17 protein-coding genes are annotated in these 19,424 nt (G+C 73.8%); 8 read left to right on the forward strand and 9 right to left on the reverse strand.

Going from position 1 to position 19,424, the window contains the following annotated elements:
- Positions 1 to 921: a LysR family transcriptional regulator gene (locus FGE12_RS19335; RefSeq protein WP_153867997.1), complete on the reverse strand. Its 921-nt coding sequence runs from the start codon at positions 919 to 921 to the stop codon at positions 1 to 3.
- 70 nt (positions 922 to 991) lie between these two features.
- Here FGE12_RS19335 and FGE12_RS19340 point away from each other — a divergent pair, with 70 nt between their 5' ends.
- Positions 992 to 1,951 carry an MBL fold metallo-hydrolase gene (locus FGE12_RS19340; RefSeq protein WP_153867998.1) on the forward strand — a complete coding sequence of 320 codons (960 nt, stop codon included), beginning with the start codon at positions 992 to 994 and terminating at the stop codon, positions 1,949 to 1,951.
- A gap of 60 nt (positions 1,952 to 2,011) precedes the next feature.
- Positions 2,012 to 3,838 (forward strand): DUF885 domain-containing protein, encoded by a 1,827-nt coding sequence (locus FGE12_RS19345; protein WP_153867999.1) that lies wholly within the window; start codon positions 2,012 to 2,014, stop codon positions 3,836 to 3,838.
- 22 nt (positions 3,839 to 3,860) lie between these two features.
- On the opposite strand, the gene mtgA is transcribed toward FGE12_RS19345, so the two are convergent.
- Entirely contained in the window at positions 3,861 to 4,763 is a 903-nt protein-coding gene (gene mtgA / locus FGE12_RS19350) for a monofunctional biosynthetic peptidoglycan transglycosylase (protein ID WP_153868000.1), read from the reverse strand.
- Between the two features lie 129 nt (positions 4,764 to 4,892).
- On the opposite strand from mtgA, the gene FGE12_RS19355 reads away from it, so the two are divergent.
- Entirely contained in the window at positions 4,893 to 5,870 is a 978-nt protein-coding gene (locus FGE12_RS19355; protein WP_194798075.1) for a kelch repeat-containing protein, read from the forward strand.
- Positions 5,871 to 5,938: 68 nt separating this feature from the next.
- Here FGE12_RS19355 and FGE12_RS19360 read toward each other — a convergent pair whose 3' ends face one another.
- Both FGE12_RS19360 and FGE12_RS19365 read right to left on the reverse strand, forming a co-directional pair.
- Complete coding sequence (locus FGE12_RS19360; RefSeq protein ID WP_153868002.1) at positions 5,939 to 6,427, reverse strand: dihydrofolate reductase; 489 nt, start codon at positions 6,425 to 6,427, stop codon at positions 5,939 to 5,941.
- Positions 6,424 to 7,218 carry a thymidylate synthase gene (locus tag FGE12_RS19365; protein WP_153868003.1) on the reverse strand — a complete coding sequence of 265 codons (795 nt, stop codon included), beginning with the start codon at positions 7,216 to 7,218 and terminating at the stop codon, positions 6,424 to 6,426. The genes FGE12_RS19360 and FGE12_RS19365 overlap by 4 nt, the downstream gene beginning before the upstream one ends.
- Before the next feature lie 92 nt (positions 7,219 to 7,310).
- On the opposite strand from FGE12_RS19365, the gene FGE12_RS19370 reads away from it, so the two are divergent.
- Genes FGE12_RS19370 through FGE12_RS19380 form a run of 3 tightly spaced genes read left to right on the forward strand, consistent with a single transcriptional unit; the run spans position 7,311 to position 9,838 of the window.
- The gene (locus tag FGE12_RS19370) at positions 7,311 to 7,874 is read left to right on the forward strand and encodes a cob(I)yrinic acid a,c-diamide adenosyltransferase (RefSeq protein WP_153868004.1); all 564 of its coding nucleotides are present in this window, start codon (positions 7,311 to 7,313) and stop codon (positions 7,872 to 7,874) included.
- Between the two features lie 42 nt (positions 7,875 to 7,916).
- Positions 7,917 to 8,936 (forward strand): tRNA epoxyqueuosine(34) reductase QueG, encoded by a 1,020-nt coding sequence (queG, locus tag FGE12_RS19375; protein ID WP_194798076.1) that lies wholly within the window; start codon positions 7,917 to 7,919, stop codon positions 8,934 to 8,936.
- Entirely contained in the window at positions 8,909 to 9,838 is a 930-nt protein-coding gene (locus FGE12_RS19380; protein ID WP_153868006.1) for a DMT family transporter, read from the forward strand. The genes queG and FGE12_RS19380 overlap by 28 nt, the downstream gene beginning before the upstream one ends.
- Before the next feature lie 37 nt (positions 9,839 to 9,875).
- Here FGE12_RS19380 and FGE12_RS19385 read toward each other — a convergent pair whose 3' ends face one another.
- From FGE12_RS19385 to FGE12_RS19400, 4 genes are read right to left on the reverse strand one after another with little or no spacing between them, the layout of a single operon-like run.
- A complete protein-coding gene (locus tag FGE12_RS19385; protein WP_153868007.1) occupies positions 9,876 to 10,682 on the reverse strand; it encodes a phospholipid-binding protein MlaC in 807 nt (268 codons plus the stop codon).
- Positions 10,683 to 10,710: 28 nt separating this feature from the next.
- Positions 10,711 to 11,526 carry a phosphatase PAP2 family protein gene (locus FGE12_RS19390; RefSeq protein ID WP_153868008.1) on the reverse strand — a complete coding sequence of 272 codons (816 nt, stop codon included), beginning with the start codon at positions 11,524 to 11,526 and terminating at the stop codon, positions 10,711 to 10,713.
- Positions 11,523 to 14,105: an RND family transporter gene (locus tag FGE12_RS19395; protein ID WP_153868009.1), complete on the reverse strand. Its 2,583-nt coding sequence runs from the start codon at positions 14,103 to 14,105 to the stop codon at positions 11,523 to 11,525. Before FGE12_RS19395 ends, FGE12_RS19390 begins: the two co-directional genes overlap by 4 nt.
- Positions 14,089 to 15,507, reverse strand: a complete 1,419-nt coding sequence (locus FGE12_RS19400) for a TolC family protein (RefSeq protein WP_153868010.1) — start codon at positions 15,505 to 15,507, stop codon at positions 14,089 to 14,091. Before FGE12_RS19400 ends, FGE12_RS19395 begins: the two co-directional genes overlap by 17 nt.
- 242 nt (positions 15,508 to 15,749) lie before the next feature.
- On the opposite strand from FGE12_RS19400, the gene FGE12_RS19405 reads away from it, so the two are divergent.
- Entirely contained in the window at positions 15,750 to 16,280 is a 531-nt protein-coding gene (locus tag FGE12_RS19405) for a gamma carbonic anhydrase family protein (protein WP_153868011.1), read from the forward strand.
- On the opposite strand, the gene FGE12_RS19410 is transcribed toward FGE12_RS19405, so the two are convergent.
- Positions 16,247 to 17,104: a LytTR family DNA-binding domain-containing protein gene (locus FGE12_RS19410; protein ID WP_153868012.1), complete on the reverse strand. Its 858-nt coding sequence runs from the start codon at positions 17,102 to 17,104 to the stop codon at positions 16,247 to 16,249. The two genes, FGE12_RS19405 and FGE12_RS19410, sit on opposite strands and share 34 nt — an antisense overlap.
- Before the next feature lie 237 nt (positions 17,105 to 17,341).
- Here FGE12_RS19410 and FGE12_RS19415 point away from each other — a divergent pair, with 237 nt between their 5' ends.
- The gene (locus tag FGE12_RS19415; protein WP_153868013.1) at positions 17,342 to 19,396 is read left to right on the forward strand and encodes an AAA family ATPase; all 2,055 of its coding nucleotides are present in this window, start codon (positions 17,342 to 17,344) and stop codon (positions 19,394 to 19,396) included.
- The last annotated feature ends 28 nt before the right edge of the window (positions 19,397 to 19,424 follow it).

Consider the following 19,424-nt stretch of genomic DNA (forward strand, 5'->3'; position numbering starts at 1 on the left):
CTACGCCCTTCGCGCCGCCGCGAGCACCTGCTCGCGCAGCCACCGGTGCGCAGGCTCCCCCTGCCGCAGCGGGTGCCACAGCTGCTGGATGCGCAGCGGCGGATGGGGCCGCTTCACCGGCACCACGTCGAGCGGGAACGCCTCGGCGAAGCGGCGCGCCACGCGCTCGGGGAGCGCGGCGAAGAGCTCCGTGCTCGAGAGCACCCACGGCGCGACGAGGTAGTGCGGCGTGTAGAGCACCACGTTGCGCTGGAGCTTCGAGCGCCGGTCGTACGCGCTCTCGGAGCCGCCGCGCGGGGCCACATGCAGCTGGGGAAGGCGCAGGTCCACCCCCTCCGGCCTGCGCAGCGCCGGGTGGCCCTTGCGGCCCACGAGGACGAAGCGCTCCTCCACGAGCAGCTGGCGCTTGAGGCTGCGCGGCGCCCTGTCTCCGGGCGCGAGGTCGAAGACGCCGAGCACCAGGTCCACCGCCCCGCTCTCCAGCTCCGCGGTGGGGAAGTCGCGGGGCAGGGGCACCACGCGCAGCTTCACGCCCGGGTAGCGCACCCACTGCTTCGCGAGCTGGGGCAGGACCACGAGCTGCGCGTGGTCGCTCGCCGCGAGCACGAAGGTGCGCGACGCGGTGGCCGGCTCGAAGGGCAGGGGCTCGGTGAGCGCCTCCTGCACCTGCCGCAGCGCCGCGCTCAGCGGCCCGCGCAGCGCGAGCGCCCGTGGGGTGGGCGCCATGCCCTCGCGGCTGCGCACGAAGAGCGGATCCTCGAGCGCGTCCCGCAGCCGGGCGAGCGCGTTGCTCGTCGCGGGCTGGGAGAGCTTCAGCCGGGCGGCGGCGCGGCTCACGCTGCGCTCGAGGAAGAGGGCGTCCAGCACCCGCAGCAGGTTCAGGTCGAAGCTCGCGAGATTCACGCGCTGAATATCCATCATTCGCACATCCAGCGGGCAGATTCGCTCCGCGAGGGCACTGTTGCGGGGAACCCCCTTCCCGGAGCCTCCGATGCCCAGAGCCCTCCTGTTGTTGTCCCTGCTGCTCACCGCCTGCCGCTCGGCCACCCCCCATGCCTACGTCCCGCCCCCGCCAGCGCGCGTCCCTCTGCAGCTGTGCTGGATCGACACTGGCGGAGTCACCGTCGACGGAGGCTTCGGCACCGCGGGGCACGCGCGGGCAAAGCAGTGGGAGGTGACGTCCGCGGCGCTCCTGGTGCGCCACCCGAAGGGAGACCTGCTCCTGGATGCGGGCATCTCGCCTGCGGCCCAGGCGGAGGCGCGCGAGCTGGGCACCTGGCGGCGCTTCGTGTTCGACCGCACGGCCGGTCAGAACCTGCCTCGCCGCTCGCTGCCCGAGGCGCTGGCCGCGCTCGGGGTGACGCACCTGAAGGCGGTGCTCCTCTCCCACGCGCACCCGGACCACGTGGGCGGCGCGGCCCTGCTGCCCGGCGTGCCGGTGTCGCTCGCGGAGCCCGAGCGCGCGCTCGTGGCACAGGAGCTCGCCCACCCGCGCGGGGTGGTGGTGCCCGCGCATGCCCGCGCGCTGGCCGGGCGCATGGTGGCCTTGCCCTTCACGAGCACGCCCTACGCCACCTACGACCAGAGCGACGACGTCTTCGGCGACGGCTCCGTGGTGGTGGTCCCGACCTACGGCCACACGCCGGGCAGCGTGGCCACCTTCCTCAACGTCTCGCCCACGCTGCGGCTCGTGCACGTGGGAGACCTGCTCAACCTGCAGGAGTCGGTGGAGCGCCACGTGGGCAAGTCCTGGGTGATGCGCGAGCTCACCGACGAGGACGGCGCGCGCACGGAGGCGGAGGTGGAGCGGCTCTTCGAGCTGCACCGCCAGGACCCCGGCCTCGTCATCCTCCCCGCGCACGACAAGCGCGCGTACGAGGCCCTCTTCGGCCCGGACACCGTCCCCGTGCCGCCCTGCGTGGGCACGCCTCCGGCCGAAGCCCGGAAATAGGAGGCGCGCTCATCCGTTGCCTCGGGGCAGGCTGTGCCCTTCCCGCAGGCCGGAGTGGATATGAAGACACGCAGGACCGTCGCCCTCGCTGCTGCCGTCTCACTGCTCGCGCCCGTGGCGGGCGCACAGGCCCCCGCGAAGCGCCCGCCGGCTGCGGCCGCGCACCCCGCGAAGCCGCCTGCCGCCCCCGCGTGGGTGAAGCGCAGCAACGTGAACACCCGCTACGTGCTGGACGCGCTCGCGAAGTTCGGGCCGGAGGGGGCAGGGCAGGCGGGCGTCGAGGGGCTGGACGAGCGCATCACGGATCTCACCCCCGGCTACCGCGAGCGGGTGCGCGCCGCGTCGCAGGCGGTCATCGCCGAGCTGCGCAAGCGCCTGGACGCGGAGCAGGACCCGCAGGTGCGCCAGGACCTGCAGATCCTCCTCACCTCGCAGGAGCGCAGCCTCCAGGGGGACCTGCTGCAGGAGAAGTACTTCGTCCCCTACACGAACGTGGGGGACCTCGCCTTCTCGGGCCTGCGCGCGCTGCTGGACGACCAGGTGTCACCCGAGCGCCGCAAGGCGGCCCTGGTGCGCCTGCGCCGCTACGCGGGCGTCGAGCCGGGCACCACGCCGGTGGCCGAGCTGGCCATGGCGGACACGCGCGCGGCGATGAAGCGCCAGGAGCTGCTCTTCCCGGCGAAGGCCGAGCTCGACCGAGACCTGGAGGGCAGCGAGGTGATGCTGGACGGGCTCGCGCCCCTCTTCGAGCGCTACGGCCTGCAGGGCTACCAGGAGCCGCTCGCGAAGCTGAAGGCGCAGCTCGCGGCCTATGACGGCTTCGTGCGCACGGAGCTGCTGCCGCGCGCCCGCACGGACTTCCGCCTGCCGCCCGAGGTGTACGCGCAGAACCTCGAGCGCATCGGCGTGGACCTGCCGCCCGAGCAGCTCATGGCCCAGGCGCACCAGGCCTACGCCGAGCTGCAGGCCCAGATGCAGACCGTCGCCGCGCAGGTGGCGAAGGCGCGCGGCTTCAAGGACCCGGACTACCGCGCCGTCATCCGCGAGCTGAAGAAGGAGCAGCTGGTGGGCGAGGCCATCCTCCCGCACTACCAGGCCCGCCTGAAGGACCTGGAGGGCATCATCCGCCGCGAGCACCTGCTCACGCTGCCCGCCCGGCCCGCGCGCATCCGGCTCGCGAGCGAGGCGGAGAGCGCGCAGAGCCCCGCGCCGCACATGCGCCCGCCGCGCCTGCTGGGCAACACGGGCGAGCAGGGCGAGTTCGTGCTCCCGCTCAACATGCCCTCCAAGGACCCGGCGAAGGCCAAGCGCTTCGACGACTTCACCTTCGCCGCCGCCTCCTGGACGCTCACCGCGCACGAGGCGCGCCCCGGGCACGAGCTGCAGTTCGCCAAGGTGCTCGAGGCGGGCGTCTCGGACGCCCGCGCCATCTTCGCCTTCAACAGCACCAACGTGGAGGGCTGGGGCCTGTACGCCGAGCGCATCGCGTTGCCCTTCATGCCGCCCGAGGGCCAGCTCATCTCGCTGCAGCACCGGCTGCTGCGCGCGGCGCGCGCCTTCAGCGACCCGGAGCTGCAGCTGGGCCGCACCACGCCGGAGAAGGTGAAGGCGCTGCTCATGCAGGACGTGATGCTCTCGGACGGCATGGCCACGCAGGAGGTGGAGCGCTACACCTTCCGCTCTCCCGGCCAGGCCACCAGCTACTTCTACGGCTTCACCCGCCTCAACGCGCTGCGCACCGAGGTGGAAGCCGCGCAGGGCAAGCGCTTCGACGCGCGCCGCTTCCACGACTTCATCCTCGCGCAGGGGCTCTTGCCGCCGGACCTGCTGCGCACGGCCGTGCTCGCCGAGTTCGTGGGGGCAGGGAAGGCCGCGGGCTCGAAGTAGCCGCGTGCCCGACGCCCCACGCTCAGGGCGCGGGGCGGTCCGCGAGCGCCGCGATGGCCTCGGCCACGGTGGCCGGCGCGGTGGGCACGCCGAAGAAGCGCCCCAGCTCGGCGCGTGCCTCGGCGGCCTGCTGCGGGGTGATGTGGCCCGCCTGCTCGAGCCGCTCGACGATGGCGGCCGCGCGCTTGTGCAGGGTGGGGGGCTTGCGCGCGGGGAGCCAGGTGCGCGGCGCCGGCAGCATGCCCGCGAGCACCGCCGCCTGCGCCACGCTGAGGCTGCGCGCGGGGACGCCGAAGTGCTCGCGCGCCGCCGCCTCGATGCCGTACACGCCCTCTCCCCACTCCACCACGTTCAGGTAGAGCGCGAGGATGCGCTGCTTGGGGAGCGTCTCCTCCAGCCGGCGCGCGAGCAGCAGCTCCTTCGCCTTGCGCAGCAGGCTGCGGTCCGTGGAGAGGTAGAGGTTCTTCGCCAGCTGCTGCGTGAGCGTGGAGGCCCCGCGGCCCAGCCGTCCCTCGGCGAGCGCATCGCCCAGCGCGTTCTGCACCTCCACCCAGTCCACGCCCGCGTGCTGGTAGAAGCGCGCGTCCTCGGAGACGAGCACCGCGGCCACCGCGTGCGGCGCCACGGAGGAGAGCGCCACCCAGCTCTGGCGCTGGCGGGGCCGCAGGCCCTCGTCTCGCGCCTCCTCGGCCCGCTGCGCCATGAGGGAGGTGCTGCGCGGGTTGCTCTTGAGCAGGGGGGCCACGTCCGGGAGCCGCGCGTACTCGACGCTGAGCCACACGACGGTGAGCAGCCAGCCCAGGAGCATCCAGCGGCCCCACCGCAGCCCCGAGCCGCCCGAGCGCGAGGGGGCGGCGGTGGCGGAGCGCTTCGTCTTCTGCGTCCTGACGGAGGAGGTGCGGGCGGAGGGCGGACGGGTGGCCATCTGCCGGCTCAATTGCCTCAGGCCTCCGGTGCTGTCCAGAACATGGCCCGGGGTTGCTGCGCACCCGGGCGCAATGGGAATGCCGCGCCCCGCGGGCTGTCCTGGGGCACGCCCCTCGCTGGAGGTCCCATGTCGCCCCGTCACGCGCTCGCCGTCCTCTGCTTCACAGGCGCGCTGCTCGCCGCCTGCCGCTCCGCAGCCCCCGCTCCCGCTGCAGAGGCTGCGCGCAGCGAGGGCACGTGGGAGCCCGCACCGCCGATGCTGCATGCGCGCTCGGCGCACGCGGTGGTGAGTGACGGGAAGAGCATCTACGCGCTCGCGGGCTCCGGCGCCGGAGGCGTGCCCGTGCGCGAGGTGGAGCGCTTCGACGGCACGCGCTGGCAGGTGGAGACGCAGCTGCCGGGAGACGGGCTCAACGCGCCGGCGGCCGTGGTGCTGGGGGACACCCTGTACCTGGTGGGCGGCTTCAGCGGGGTGAGCAACCTGCCCACGGACCGGGTGTACCGGTACTCGCTCTCGCAGCACACCTGGAGCGAGGCTGCGCCCTTGCCCGCGCCGCGCGGAGGGCATGCGGCGGTGGTGCTCGACGGGAAGCTCCACGTGCTGGGCGGAGGCAACTCGCAGTCCACGCTCGCGCTGCACTCGGTCTACGACCCGGCCACGAACACCTGGTCGGAGCGCGCGCCGCTGCCGCGCTCGGAGGGCAGTCCCGCGGCGCTCGCGGTGGACGGGAAGCTGTGGGCCATCGGCGGGCGCAGCGGGCCCTCGGACTTCGGCGAGGTGTATCTCTACGACCCTGCGCAGGACCGCTGGAGCTCGGGGCCCCCCATCCCGCCGCGGGGCACCGCGGGCGCGGTGCGCTACCGTGGCGCCCTCTACGTCATCGGAGGCGAGTCGCAGGCGCTGGGACGGAGCCTCGACAGCGTGCTGCGGCTGGACCCCACCGAGGGCACCTGGCGCGACGCGCCGCCGCTGCCCACGGCGCGCAACTACGCGCGCGCGGTGCTGCTGGGAGACGCGATCTACGTCGTGGGCGGCAGTCCGCTCGCCGGCCGCAGCCACTCCTCGGAGGGCAGCACCATCGTCGAGCGCTTCCGGTTCCCGTGAGCAATGCGGTCCCCTCGCCCTCTGGGAGAGGGACCGGGTGAGGGAGCCGGGAGAAGCCGCGCCCCTGTTCAGCTCCGCCGGTCGTAGGTGAGAAAGCGATAGGGCAGCGGCTCCTCCGCGCCCACGTGCGCCTCCTCCTCGACGAGCGTCCACCCGCTCAGGTCCACCGGCGGGAAGTACGCATCCCCCTCCACGTCGCGCTCGACGATGGTGAGGTAGATGCGGTCCGTGAGCTCCATCGCCTGGCGGTAGATCTCCGCGCCGCCGCCGATGAACAGCTCCTGCTCGTCCGGGGGCGCCGCGGCGAGCGCGGCCTCGAGCGAGTGCACCACCTGCACGCCCTCGGGGCGGAAGTCCGGCTGGCGGCTGATGACCACCATGCGCCGGCCGGGCAGCGGCCGCCCGATGGACTCGTAGGTCTTGCGCCCCAGGACCAGCGTGTGGCCCATGGTGAGGCGCTTGAAGCGCGCGAGGTCCGCAGGCAGCCGCCAGGGCAGGGCGTTGTCGCGGCCGATGACGCGGTTGCGCGCCATGGCCACCAGCGCCGAGCGCCTCATACCGCCACCGGCGCCTTGATGGCCGGGTGCGGGTCGTAGCCCTCGAGCCGGAAGTCCTCGTACTTGAACGCGAAGAGGTCCTTCACCTCGGGGTTGAGGTGCATGCGCGGCAGGGGGCGCGGCTCGCGCGTGAGCTGCGTCTTCGCCTGCTCCAGGTGGTTCAGGTACAGGTGCGCATCACCCAGCGTGTGGATGAACTCGTGCGCCACGAGCCCCGTCGCCTGCGCGACCATCATGGTGAGCAGCGCGTAGGAGGCGATGTTGAAGGGCACCCCGAGGAACAGGTCTCCGCTGCGCTGGTAGAGCTGACAGCTGAGCTTCCCGTCCGCCACGTAGAACTGGAACAGGGTGTGGCAGGGCGGCAGCTTCATCGCGTCCACGTCCGCCGGGTTCCACGCGCTCACCAGGTGGCGGCGGCTGTCCGGCTTCTTCTTCAGGCCCTCCACCAGCTGCGCCATCTGGTCGATGACGCGCCCGTCCGGCGCGGCCCAGCTGCGCCACTGCTTGCCGTACACCGGGCCCAGCTCGCCGTTCGCGTCCGCCCACTCGTCCCAGATGGTGACGCCGTTCGCCTGCAGGTCCTTCACGTTGGTGCTGCCCGCGAGGATCCACAGCAGCTCGTAGATGATGCTCTTGAGGTGCACCTTCTTCGTCGTCACCAGGGGGAAGCCCTCGGTGAGGTCGAAGCGCATCTGGTGGCCGAACACGCTGAGCGTGCCGGTGCCGGTGCGGTCGGTCTTGCGGGTGCCGTGCTGCAGCACGTGCTCGAGCAGTGCGAGGTACTGTCTCATCCCTCTCTGTCTAGATTCAGTCCCGAGCGGGATCCACCTTTCCGTCACGGCGGTGGACGCCTCGTGCTCGGCACCGTTAGAAGGCGGTCGCCATGAAGATCTACACGAAGACCGGGGATGCGGGAGAAACGGGTCTGTTCGGCGGCGGACGCGTCTCGAAGGCGGACGAGCGCGTGGACGCCTACGGCGAGGTGGACGAGCTCAACGCCCACCTCGGCCTCGCGCGCAGCTTCGGGCTCCCCCAGGACCTGGACGCGCTGCTGCAGCGGCTGCAGGACCAGCTCTTCACGGTGGGCGCGGTGCTCGCCACGCCGGCGGACACGAAGGCGGCGGCGCACATCCCCGTGCTCAAGCCCGAGTGGACCGAGGCGATGGAGCAGGCCATCGATGCGGCCGAGGCCGAGCTCTCCCCCATGACCCACTTCATCCTCCCGGGCGGGACTTCCGCTGCGAGCGCGCTGCACGTGGCGCGCACCGTGTGCCGCCGGGCCGAGCGCCGGGTGGTGCCGCTGCTCGCCGCCGGGAAGGCGCCGGTGGGCGTGGTGGTTTTCTTGAACCGCCTCTCCGACCTGCTCTTCACGCTCGCGCGCCTGGCCAACCACCGCGCGGGCGTGCAGGACGTGAAGTGGATGCCGGAGAAGCCCGCCGCCAAGTAACCCGCCCCGCCGCCGCGCGGGGCCGCTCTCGAGATGCCCGCCGTGACCCCGCTGCCCACAGACGTGCTGCGCGCCCTCTCCCGCGAGGCGGGCTTCGACGACGTGGGCTTCGCGCGCGCCGAGCCCATCCCGGCCGCCGTGCTCACCGAGTGGCTCGAGGCGGGGCACGCGGCGGACATGGACTGGATGGGCGAGCGGCTGGCCGAGCGCCTGGACGTCCGGGAGCTGCTGCCGGATGCGCGCTCGGTGCTCGTCTTCGCCTCCAACTACTACCGCGACGACGCGCCCACGCAGGGCTCGCCCATCGCGCGCTACGCGCGCGGCCGCGACTACCACGCCACGCTGAAGGACCGCCTGCGCCACTTCCGGCGCCTGCTGCGCGAGCGCTTCCCGCAGGTGCAGGACTACGGCTCGGTGGACCACGGGCCGATGATGGAGAAGGTGTGGGCGGCGCGCGCGGGGCTGGGCTACGTGGGCAAGAACGGGCTGCTCATCCACGAGCGCTACGGCTCCTGGGTGCTGCTCGCCGGGCTCATCCTGGACGCCGAGCTGGACGCCTACGCGGGCGGCCCCACCGCGAACCGCTGCGGCCCCTGCCGCCGCTGCCTCGTGGCCTGCCCCACGCACGCGCTGCAGGGCGAGGGGAGGGTGGACGCGGGCGCGTGCCTCTCCTACCAGACCATCGAGAACCGCCACGGCGAGGTGCCCGAGGGCTTCCGGCTCGCGATGGGCGGCATCGTGTTCGGCTGCGACATCTGCCAGGACGTGTGCCCGCTCAACCGCCACCCGGTGTTCAACCCCCACGAGCGCTTCGCGCCGCGCGCCGTGGCGGAGCTGGGCGTGCTGGAGCTCGCCGCGATGACGCCCGAGCAGTACCAGCAGCTGGTGCCCGGCACCCCGCTCGCGCGCGCGAAGTACGACGGGCTGCGCCGCAACGCCGCCTACGCGCTGGGCGCACTGCGCCGCGAGGACGCGCGCCCCACCCTGGAAAAGCTCGGCGAGGACCCCAGCGAGCTGGTACGTAGCGCCGCGCAATGGGCTCTCCGCCAGCTCGCGCCGTGACCTCCTCCCCGCCGCCGACTCATGCCGCGCCCTCCGGCCGGGTGTACGCCGCGCTCACGCTGCAGGTGCTCATCAGCGCCGGCACCTACCTCGCCGGCAAGCGCGCCATGGCGGAGCTGCCGCCCATCACCGTGGTGCTCTGGCGCTTCTTCCTGAGCGCGCTGGTGTTCGCGCTGCTGCTCGCCGTGACGAAGGGGCCGAAGCTGCCGCCGCGCGCGAGCCTTCCGCGCATCCTCTTCCTCGGGCTGCTCGCGGGCCCGCTCAACCAGATGTTCTTCTTCTACGGGCTCTCGCGCTCCACCGCCGCGCACGCCGCGCTGCTCTACGCGCTCACGCCCATGGGCGTGTACCTGCTGAGCCTCGCGCGCGGGCGCGAGCGCGTGTCCGCGCGCGCCGCGGGCGGCATCGCCACGGCGCTCGCGGGCGTGGTGGTGCTCCTCCTGGGCCGCGGGCTCGCGCAGGCGCAGGGCTCGCTCTTCGGAGACCTGCTCATCCTCACCGCCGTGGCCGCCTGGGTCGTCTACACCACGGAGGGCAAGCCCTTCGCGGCGGAGGTGGGCCCGGTGCGCGCCACCTCCTGGAGCATGATCGCCGCCGCGCTGCTCACCCTGCCCGCGGCGCCCTTCGCGGCGCACCCGCTGCAGGTGATGGAGGCGAGCGGGGCGGCGCGCGGGTGCATCGCGTACCTGGCGGTGCTCACCTCGGTGGTGGCCTACCTGCTCTGGTACTACGCGCTCTCGCGCACCGAGGCCTCGAAGGTCGCCATCTTCAGCAACCTGCAGCCCGCGGCCACCGCGCTCGCCGCGTGGCTGCTGCTCGGCGAGTCGCTGCACTGGGAGCTGTGGGTGGGCGGCCTGCTCATCGTGGCCGGCGTGCGCCTCACCCAGCGCGCGCGCGTCTAGCCCGCGCGCGCGCCGTTCTTCGTCACCGGGCCGGGGCCTAGCGCTGGCCGGCGGGAGCCGGGGTGGCCGAGCCGCTGCCGCCGCTGCCCGCGCCGCCGGTGAGGCTCTCGCCGCTGCCGCGCGCGAGCCGCGCCTTCATCTTCTTGATGAGCCCGTCCACGCCGTCCTTGCGGATGATGCGGTTGAACTGGCTGCGGTAGTTCTCGAGGATGCTCACGCCGTCCGTGACCACGTCGTAGGCGCGGAAGCCCTGGCCCTGCGGGTGCAGCAGGTAGTCGATGCGCACCTCGAAGGGGCGGCCGCGGCGCTGCGCGAGGATGCGCGTGTGCACGAGCTGGTCGGCGCCGCGCGCCTCCTCACCCTCGTACTTGATCTCGTAGTTGAGGTTGCTGCGCAGCTGGGAGAGGTAGTTCTGCTCCACCACGTCGCGCAGCGTCTCGGTGAGCGTCTTGCGCTGCGCCGGGGTCATGGTGCCCCAGTGCGAGGCGAGCGCCCGCTTCGCCAGGTCCTCGATGTCGAAGAGCGAGCGCAGCTCCTCGGTGATGGCGCGCGAGGTCTTCGCGTCCGGCGCCTGGCCGGCGGGCACCGCCTGCAGCAGCTTGCGCAGCCGCACGTTCGCATCGCGCAGGGCGCGCGTGGCGCCGGTCTCGGGGCCCGGGGCGCTGGGGGCCGCGGCCGCCGCAGGGGCGCTCGGCGCGGGGGCGGCCGCGGGAGCCGGCGTCTGGGCGGCTGCCGAGCGGCCGAGCAGCATCAGGCCGAGTGCGAGCAGGCTGGCGCGCAGGACGCGGGGCCGGGCGGCAGAGGGAGTGCGGCGGGTGGCAGAGAGAGAGGGGGAGTGGCTCATGGTCATCTGTACCGATGGAGGCGGCGGTCTATTCAACCGACTGGGCCGAGGCGGAGTCGGCTGCGAGCGGGCGCAGCCGCGCGAGCGCGGGGTTCTGCAGGCGCTGGTACTGCCACAGCAGGACGAAGGCGAGCGCCATCACCAGGCCGCCCGCGGCCGCGTCCAGGACGAAGTGGTTCCCGGTCACCACGATGACCAGGAGGATGAGCGGGGCGTACAGCGCGCTCACCGCCTTCACCCACAGCGGGCGCGCCCAGCGCACGATGCCGGTGCTCACCAGCAGCGAGTAGCCGAAGTGCATGGAGGGCACGGCTGCGTACTGGTTGAAGAAGTGGCGCCGCCAGCCGCGGTACAGGTCCACGCCGCTCGAGTGGCGCAGCGTGTCCACGATCCCCAGCGCCTCCATGAGCCGCGGCGGGGCCACCGGGTACACCACGTAGATGATGACCGCGATGGCATTGGCCACGAAGAAGCCGTTGCGCACCCAGGCGTAGTCGCTGCGGTGGTAGCGGTACAGCCACATGAAGAAGAGGATCGTCACCGGCAGGTGCGCGCGCATGTACACCGCGTTGAGCACCTGCTTGAGCGCCTCGTGCGGCAGGAACAGCGCCTGCATCCCGGGCTCCACGTACAGCCCCAGGGCGCGCTCGAAGCGGACGATGTCCATCGCGTGGCCCATCGCCACCTCCTCCCCCCCGATCGCGATGGCCCGGCTCAGCTGGTACACGCCCAGCGCGAGGAGGAAGTACAGCCACTCCATCGCCCACGGGCGGCGCTGGGCGAGCCGCGCGAGCGCCGAGGTGGGCGGCTGCGCAGGGACGGAGGGGAGGCTGGTGGGGCTCATCGCCGGCTCGCAGTCAGTCGCGTCAGGAGGGCAGGCACGGCACCGAGCGCCGCGGCAAGGCAGGTGAACTCCCCGAGGATCGCGGCGCCGCCGAACGAGCGCAGCCCCTGGTTCTCGGAGATGAGCAGCGAACCGTAGCCGACGATGGTGGTGTAGGAGCAAAGGAACACAGCGCCGCCCACTGTAGACAAAAGCTGGCGCGGGCTCTCGCCCGTCTGCTGGTGGCGCGCGGCGAGGTTCGCCGCGTAGTCGATGCCGATGCCGATGGTGATGGGCAGGGCCACGAAGTCCAGGAAGTTGACCTTGATCCCCATCACCGCGCACAGCCACAGCATCATCGTGGTGCCCAGCAGGCTCGCCAGCAGCGTGATGGTGGCGTGGCGCGAGAAGCCCAGCATCAGCAGCACCACCAGCGTGGCGCCCACCATCGAGGCCACCGTGGCGCGCGGGCCGTCCGTGTTCATGGAGTCCAGCAGGTCCGCGAACACGAAGGTGCTGCCGCCCACCTGGGCGCCCTGCACGTCGATCTTGCGGAAGTCGTTCACGAAGGAGCGCAGGTCCTCGGCGAGCCAGGTGTTGTAGTGCAGCCCCACGCCCGCGAGCACGATGCGCCCGCGCGTGCCGTCGCGCTCCGTGTAGGGCCAGGCCAGCTCCACCGGCACGTCCTGGGTGGTGAGCGCGCGCAGGCCCTCGGGGGGCAGCAGCAGGCGGCGGTCCTCGTCCGAGAGCTCGGAGGCGGCCGCGCCCTGCAGCATCTGGCTGCGGATGTCCTGGAGCAGCGCGAGCTTCTGCGGCTGGTCCGTGGGCAGCTGGTCCTCCAGCGTGGAGATGCGGCTGAAGAGCTTCTCCTGGTCCTGCTTGCCCGCGTCGTGCGCGCGCAGCCGCGCCGCCACCTGGGTGGCCGCCTCCTGCGTGGGCAGCGCGATCACCATGCCGCCCGAGATGCCGCGGCCGAAGCCCCGGTCCACCTTGTCCAGCCAGTCGCGGATGGCCAGGATCTCCGCGCTCGAGGAGCGCACGTTGCGGAAGTCGCGCTCGAGCGGGTCGTGCGCGAGGTAGAGCACCGCGCCCAGCACGCTCACCAGCAGCAGCGCGAGGCTCACCAGCGCCACGGGCGCCGTGCGGCTCGGGTAGAGCTTCGCCAGCGCCTGGCCGCTCTTCGGCTCGCCGCGCGGGTGCATCCCGCGCCGCCGCGCCACCGCCAGCAGCGCGGGCAGCACCGTGTAGGTGGCCACCCAGCACGCCACCATGCCCATGCCGCCGATGATCCCGAAGTGCCGGAAGCCGCGGAACTGGGTCACGATGAGCGAGCCGTAGGCCACCGCCGCCGTGAGCCCCGCGGTCGCCGTGCCCTTGAGCGTGCCGCCCAGCGCGTGGGCGAGCGCGTCCAGGTCCGGGCGCCCCGCGCGCAGCTCCTCGAAGTAGCGCGCGAGCAGCACGATCCCGAAGTTGATGCCGTTGCCCACCACGATGGCCGAGAGGAAGGCCGTGGCCAGGTTCAGGTGGCCGATGGTCAGCTTGGTCAGCGCGAAGGTGAGCAGCGTGCCCACCGTCAGCGTCCACAGCAGCGCCCCCACCCCGCGCACCGAGCGGTAGTAGGCGAACAGCCCCAGCCCCACCAGCACGATGGTGAGCACCGTGGCCAGCAGCATGCCGCTGAGGATGGACTTCTGCTCCGCCTGGCCGTTGGCCACGTCTCCGGCAAGCCCCACCGTCACCGTGGGGCCTGCGGCCGCCTTCGCCACCGGCCCGTCCTGCACCTGCGGGGCGCTGCAGCCCGGCCCCACCTCGGCGCAGGCCTCCTGCACCGCCTTGCGCACCGCGCTCATCAGCTCGCGCGACAGCCGCACCTCGCTCGAGGCGAAGGGCGTGCGCACGATGAGCAGCTGCATCTTGCCGTCCTTGGACACCAGCCCCGCGGACTCGTGCGCCTTCTTCTCGGCGTCACGCATGCGCGTGCGCAGCTCCTCGATGCGCGTGTCCGGCGCGTCTCCAGAGGCCTTGTCGTCAGAGCCCTTGTCGTCAGAGCCCTTGTCCGCGCCCTGCTTCTTCGCGTCCTTCTTGGGAGCCGGCGCCTCGTCCTCGTCCTCGAAGGAAACGTAGAGCGGGTTGCTCTTGAGCTTCGCCTCGGTGATGCGCGAGCTGAGCGCGTCGTGCGCGGACTGCAGGTCCGCGAGCGGGGCGAAGAGGAAGCGGTTCTGCCAGCGGAACTCGCGCGCCTTCGCGTCGTCCGCGGCCACGCTCGCCACCAGCTTCGGATCGATGGTGCGCAGCCGCCGTGCCACCTGCTCGGCGGTGCGCGTGCGCAGGGCCGCGTCGTCGCTCTCCACCGCGATGAGCAGGGTGCCCAGCGAGCTCACCCGCTGCTGCAGCGCGCGCAGGTCGCGCACCGACTTCGCGTCCGGCGGCAGCAGCCAGGAGAAGTCGCCGTACACCGGCAGGCGCGAGGAGAGCCAGCCGCACAGCAGCACCAGCACCACGGACACCGCGAGCACCCGCACGCGGTTCGTGTCCAGCCAGGTCGCCCAGCGGAGGCTGCGCTCGGAGGGGGCGGAGCCCGGTTCACTTGGGGAGTGCATAGGCCTCGGTATAGGGGGCGCCCATGGCGCGCATCAGGGTGAAGACGGCGATGTCCCAGTCGAACGTCGCCTGGGCGAGCCGCGCGCGCTGGCCGAACCAGGCCGTGAGCGAGTCGCCGATGTCCTTGGTGTCCACGAGGCCCGCGGCCTCCGCCTGCAGGCTGGAGACGAGCCAGGCGCGCGCCTCGGCCTCGCCGGCGATCGCCGCCTCGCGGCGCCCCAGCGCATCCTGCGCGTCCGCCCAGGCCGCGCGCGCGGCGAGCTGCGCGGCGGAGGCGGCGAGCCCCGCGCCGGTGCGCGCGCGCGCGGCGTCCGCCTCGGCGCCCCGCAGCCGCGCGAGCCGCGTGGCCGGGTCAATGGTCCAGCGCAGCGCGAGCCCCGCGCCCACGCTCGTGGTGTTGAAGGGGTCGGCGAAGTAGGCGTTGTGCGGGTTCTCGGCGCCGGCGGCGCGCGCGAAGGCGCCCTGCGCCACCACCGCCAGGTCTGGCAAGAGGCGCGCGCGCTCCACGTCCGAGAGCCCCTCGGCCGCCTTGGCCGCGTACTGCGCGGCGCGCACGTCCGGCCGCCCCGAGCTCTCGCTCTCCGCGTGCGCGAGCTGCGGCAGCCGCCCGGGCAGCGCCTCCAGCGGCTTCTCGTCCACGTCCACCTTGTCGTCGCCCGCGAGGAAGCGCACGCCCGCGAGCGCCACCGCCTCCAGCTTGCGCGCCTCGGCGAGCCGCCCGGCGGCCTCCGTCTGCAGCACGCGCAGGCGGCGGCGGTCGCCCTCGCCCAGCTCGGTGTCCGGCTGCGCGAGCTCCTCCTCGGTGCGCTTCACCGCCTGGCGCAGGATGTCCTGGCCCTCCTCGAGCATGGACACCAGCTCGCGCCCCAGCTTCACGCCGTAGTAGGCGCGCGCCGCGTCCACCGAGGCGTCTGCCGTGCCCGCCTCCACCAGCGCCTGCGTCGCCGCCACGCCGGCCTTCGCCGCGCGCAGGCCGCCCTCGCGCTTGCCGAAGGTGTAGATGGGCCAGACGGCGCGCAGGTCGATGCGCACCAGGGCGCCCTGGAAGTGCACGCCCGGCTCGCGCGGGTCGGTGGTGATGCAGTCGTCCACGGACGGGATGCAGTTGATGCGCGGGCTGGGCGCCCCCAGCACCGTGAGCTCGCCCTGGGGCAGGGTCACGCGCGCGACCTCGTCCTGCTTCGCCTGCATCGACTGCACCTGCGAGCGCACCATCTCCACGCGGGCGCCGCGCTGGGCGCGCTCGATCAGCGCGGGCAGGTCCAGCGCCTGCGCCGGGCGCGCGTGCGCCGCGGTGGGCGGGGCGGGGGCCGCCGGAGCCGCGGCGGCAGGCGCCGGTGTGGGAGCCGGTGCGGAGGTGGGCGCGGACGCCGCGGGGGGAGCCGGGGCCTGGGCCAGCACGGGCCCCGCTACCCACAAGCTCAGAATCGTGAAGCACGCGCGCATTCGACCCTCGGAAAGCAAAGACTGCCCGCGCTGCCTGGTACGGGGGGCGCGCGGCGGGCGCAACACTAGAAGCGAGGCCACCCTTCAGCCAGCGTGTTGCGCAGCGTCAATATTTTTCCTCACCCCGCGCACCAGACGGGCTTCCCGGGGACACGCCGGGCTTGCGCGGGGCGCCGGGGTGCGCTTGGGTGGGACACATGCCCCTGTATGCACTGCAAGACATGGTCCCGGAGGTGGTGCCCGGCGCCTACTGGGTAGCGCCCACCGCCTCCGTCATCGGGAGGGTGCGCCTGGCGCGCGACGTGAGCGTGTGGTGGGGCGCGGTGCTGCGCGGGGACATGGACCTCATCGACATCGGCGAGGGGACCAACATCCAGGACGGCGCCATCCTGCACACCGACGCCGGCGTGCCCCTGGTGCTGGGGGCGCACGTGACGGTGGGCCACCGCGCGATGCTGCACGGCTGCAGCGTGGGGGAGGGCAGCCTCATCGGCATCGGGGCCACGGTGCTCAACGGCGCGCGCATCGGGCGCCACTGCCTCGTCGGCGCGCACGCGCTCGTCACCGAGGGCACCGAGATTCCCGACGGCAGCCTGGTGCTGGGCGCGCCCGCCAAGGTCGTGCGCCCGGTGAACGAGAAGCAGTTGATGGTGCTCCAGGGCTCGGGTCCCCACTACGTGCACAACGCCGAGCGCTACCGCAAGGGGCTGCGGCCCGTGGGCGACTGAGGCTCGCGCCCCGCGAGCAGCGCGTCGAGCCGCTCGCGGTAGCTGCGGCTGAGCTTGAGGTGGCTGCCGTCCTGCAGCACCACCCAGTACTCGCCGTGGAACAGCGGCTGCAGCTCGCGCACGCGCGCCACGTTCACCAGCGTGGAGCGGTGGATGCGCAGGAAGCGGCGCGGGTCCAGCTGCCCCTCCAGCGCGCGCAGGCTCTGGCGCAGGAGGTAGCTCCTGCCCCCGGCGTGCACCTGCACGTAGTAGTCGTCCGCCTCCACCCAGTCCACCTCCTCCACCGGCAGCAGCGTCACCCGGCCCGTCTCCTTGAGCGCGAGCCGCTGCAAGTAGCCCTGGGTGGCGGGCGCACCAAGACCCTCCGGGCCGCCGGGCGCGGCGCTGCCGCCGTACAGGGCCCCGAGCTGCCGCGCCAGCTGCTGCACCCGCAGCGCCCGCACGCGCTCCTTGGCGCGCGCCACGCCTCGCGCGAGCTGCTCGGCGTCCAGCGGCTTGAGCAGGTAGTGCAGGGCGCCCACGTCGAAGGCGTGCAGCGCGTGGGCGTCCGAGCCGGTGACGAAGAGCACGGCCGCGGCCGCGCCGGGCCCCGCCTCGCGCAGCAGCTCGAAGCCGTCCAGGTCCGGCAGCCCCACGTCCAGCAGCAGCAGGTCCACCGGCGCCTGCTGCAGCGCCCGCAGCGCCTCGCGCCCCGAAGCGCACTCGCCCACCAGCTCCAGCTCCGGGTCGCGCTCGAGCAGCTCGCGCAGCGCCGCGCGCGCCGCCGGCTCGTCGTCCACGAGCAGGGTGTGCAGGGGCGGGGGAAGGCGGCTTTCCGCGAACATGGTCCTCCAGCGGCGCGAAGCGCCATCCTAGCGGGCGGGCGCTCTGCCCACCGGCCGCCCCCCGCGCGGCTGCCCGGTCCCGGACGATCTCCCGGCGCGGGCCCCCGGGCCGCCTGGCAGGCCCCCGGGGCCCGCTCGCAGGCTCCCCGGGCCGGCTCGCTGCAAATTGCGGCAGGTTCCCCGCACGGCACTCGTTTCTTCAGCAAGGAGCCACGCACGGCCGGGGGCGAGGAGACCATGGCCTCAGCAGGTGGTCAGCGAGCCGAGAACAGGGGCAGCGGCCCGGCAGTGCCGGGCTGGCGCCTGAAGCTGCTGGGCAGCGTGGAGCTGTGCGGCCCGCGCGGGCGCATCCCGCTGGAGGGCCGCATCGCGGCGGCGCTCGCGTACGTGGCCTGGTCCGCCCCCACGCCCAAGGCCCAGCTCGCCGGGCTGCTGTGGCCGGACACCGTGCCCTCCCAGGAGCGCAACAACCTGCGCCAGCTGCTGCGCCGGCTGCGGCTCGCGTGCGGAGAGCCCCTGCTGCAGAGCGTGGGGCAGCAGGACGCGCTGGTGCTGGACGAGGCGGTGGAGTGCGACCTGCTGCGGCTGCGCGAGGCGGCCCGGCGCGGGCACTCCGAGGAGGTGCTGGGGCTGCAGGGCTCGCTGCTCGCCGGGCTGGACTTCGACGAGCTGCCCGAGTTCACCCGCTGGCTGGACGGGGCGCGGCTCGCGGCCGAGGGCTGGTTCCGCAAGCTCATCGGGCTGGAGCTGCGGCGGCGCGAGGACGTGGGCGACCTGCTGGGCGCCATCGGCGTGGCGGAGACCTGGCTCAGCCTCGAGCCGGAGTCCGAGCCCATCGCCCGCACGCTGATGCGCCTTCACCACGTGGCCGGCAGCCGCCACGCCGCGCTGCACGTGTACGAGCAGCTCAAGGCCCGGCTCGCCGAGGAGCTCGCGGTCGCGCCCACCGAGGAGACGGCGGGGCTCGCGCGCCGCATCGCGCGCAGCCTGCAGCAGGACCGCAGCGCCGCCGCCATCGCCTCGGCCACGCCCCTGCAGCTGCGCCGCCCCTGGTTGCGCGTGGGGCGCGAGGACGCGTGGCAGCAGCTGCAGGACGGCTGGGCGCGAGGCCGCGTGCTCTGCCTCGCCGGCGCGCCCGGAGTGGGCAAGAGCCGGCTCGCACTGGACTTCGCCGCAGCGCAGGGCGAGTTCCTCCTGGTGACCGGCCACCCGGCGGACGCCCCGGTCGCCTATGCCACGCTCACCCGCGCGCTGCGCCAGCTGCTGCGCGTCGCGCCCGCCGGCGCGCTGCCCACCTGGGTGCGCGCGGAGCTCTCGCAGCTGCTGCCCGAGCTGTCCCCGCCGCGGCGCGCACGCCGGCGCAGCGAGCACGCGCTGCAGGTCCGGCTGCACGGGGCGCTCGGCCACGCGCTCAGCCTGCTCGCGCCGCACGCCACCTCCTTCGTCGCCGACGATCTGCACGACTGGGACGCGCACAGCCTGGCCTTCCTCGGCGCGTGGATCGCCTCGCTGCAGACCGCTTCGCCGCAGTCGCCGGAAGGCCCCGCGCGGGAGGGCTCCGCACTGCGGCTGCTCTGCTGCACCGAGTGGCAGGGGGGGGCCTCGAGCCGCTGGCCCGCGGCGGAGCCGGACGTGGCGCACCTGCTGGCCCACGCGCAGCGCGTGGAGCTCGCGCCGCTGTCGCGCGTGCAGGTGCTCGCACTCGTGGACTCGCTCTCCCTGCCTCACGCCGCGCGGGAGCTGGGCGAGGCGGTGTGGCGCTTCGCCGGCGGCAACCCCTTCCTCGTCCTCGAGGCGCTGCGCGACTGGGTGCGCCGCGCTGCGGGCAGCGCGGATCCCGCGGGCGTCGCGGTGGGCTCGGAGAGCGTGGCGGCCACCGCCCGCAGCCGGGTGGCGCGCCTGCACCCGCACGCGCTGCCGGCGGCCCTGGCCGCGGCCGTGGCCGCCGAGCACCTCTCCGAGCACCTGGCCGAGCACGGCGAAGGCGAGGACGGGCGCATCACGGCGGCGCTCGTGGCCGAGCTGCTGCAGCTGCCCGAGCTGGAGATGGCCGCGGCGCTCGAGGCGCTGCAGCGCATGGGCGTGGTGGGCGCGGCGCCCCCGCAGCCCTTCGGCGTGTGCGGTGCGCTGCGGGTCGCGCTCGCCAGCGCCCCTGCCACCGCGCAGCTGCTGCGTGCGCGCTGCGCCCCGGCGCTCGCCCGCCGGCGCGGCCTGGCCGCCGCGAGCGCGGCGGGGCGGGGCGCCCGCACCACCTGGGACGATGCGCCCGACCTGCAGGTGCTGCTTCCCTGAAGGCCCACCGCAGGGCGCGCGTCGCTGC

This window comes from Aggregicoccus sp. 17bor-14, assembly GCF_009659535.1.
Lineage (GTDB): Bacteria > Myxococcota > Myxococcia > Myxococcales > Myxococcaceae > Aggregicoccus.

Excerpts from the sequence above, each read along its gene's own strand:
- FGE12_RS19380 (WP_153868006.1), top strand. The coding sequence starts at position 8,909 with ATGGGCTCTCCGCCAGCTCGCGCCGTGACCTCCTCCCCGCCGCCGACT.
- FGE12_RS19360 (WP_153868002.1), bottom strand. The coding sequence starts at position 6,427 with ATGAGGCGCTCGGCGCTGGTGGCCATGGCGCGCAACCGCGTCATCGGC.
- FGE12_RS19395 (WP_153868009.1), bottom strand. The coding sequence starts at position 14,105 with ATGCACTCCCCAAGTGAACCGGGCTCCGCCCCCTCCGAGCGCAGCCTC.
- FGE12_RS19355 (WP_194798075.1), top strand. The coding sequence starts at position 4,893 with ATGTCGCCCCGTCACGCGCTCGCCGTCCTCTGCTTCACAGGCGCGCTG.
- FGE12_RS19415 (WP_153868013.1), top strand. The coding sequence starts at position 17,342 with ATGGCCTCAGCAGGTGGTCAGCGAGCCGAGAACAGGGGCAGCGGCCCG.
- FGE12_RS19385 (WP_153868007.1), bottom strand. The coding sequence starts at position 10,682 with ATGAGCCACTCCCCCTCTCTCTCTGCCACCCGCCGCACTCCCTCTGCC.
- FGE12_RS19410 (WP_153868012.1), bottom strand. The coding sequence starts at position 17,104 with ATGTTCGCGGAAAGCCGCCTTCCCCCGCCCCTGCACACCCTGCTCGTG.
- FGE12_RS19335 (WP_153867997.1), bottom strand. The coding sequence starts at position 921 with ATGATGGATATTCAGCGCGTGAATCTCGCGAGCTTCGACCTGAACCTG.
- FGE12_RS19345 (WP_153867999.1), top strand. The coding sequence starts at position 2,012 with ATGAAGACACGCAGGACCGTCGCCCTCGCTGCTGCCGTCTCACTGCTC.
- FGE12_RS19370 (WP_153868004.1), top strand. The coding sequence starts at position 7,311 with ATGAAGATCTACACGAAGACCGGGGATGCGGGAGAAACGGGTCTGTTC.
- FGE12_RS19340 (WP_153867998.1), top strand. The coding sequence starts at position 992 with ATGCCCAGAGCCCTCCTGTTGTTGTCCCTGCTGCTCACCGCCTGCCGC.
- FGE12_RS19390 (WP_153868008.1), bottom strand. The coding sequence starts at position 11,526 with ATGAGCCCCACCAGCCTCCCCTCCGTCCCTGCGCAGCCGCCCACCTCG.
- mtgA (WP_153868000.1), bottom strand. The coding sequence starts at position 4,763 with ATGGCCACCCGTCCGCCCTCCGCCCGCACCTCCTCCGTCAGGACGCAG.
- FGE12_RS19365 (WP_153868003.1), bottom strand. The coding sequence starts at position 7,218 with ATGAGACAGTACCTCGCACTGCTCGAGCACGTGCTGCAGCACGGCACC.
- FGE12_RS19405 (WP_153868011.1), top strand. The coding sequence starts at position 15,750 with ATGCCCCTGTATGCACTGCAAGACATGGTCCCGGAGGTGGTGCCCGGC.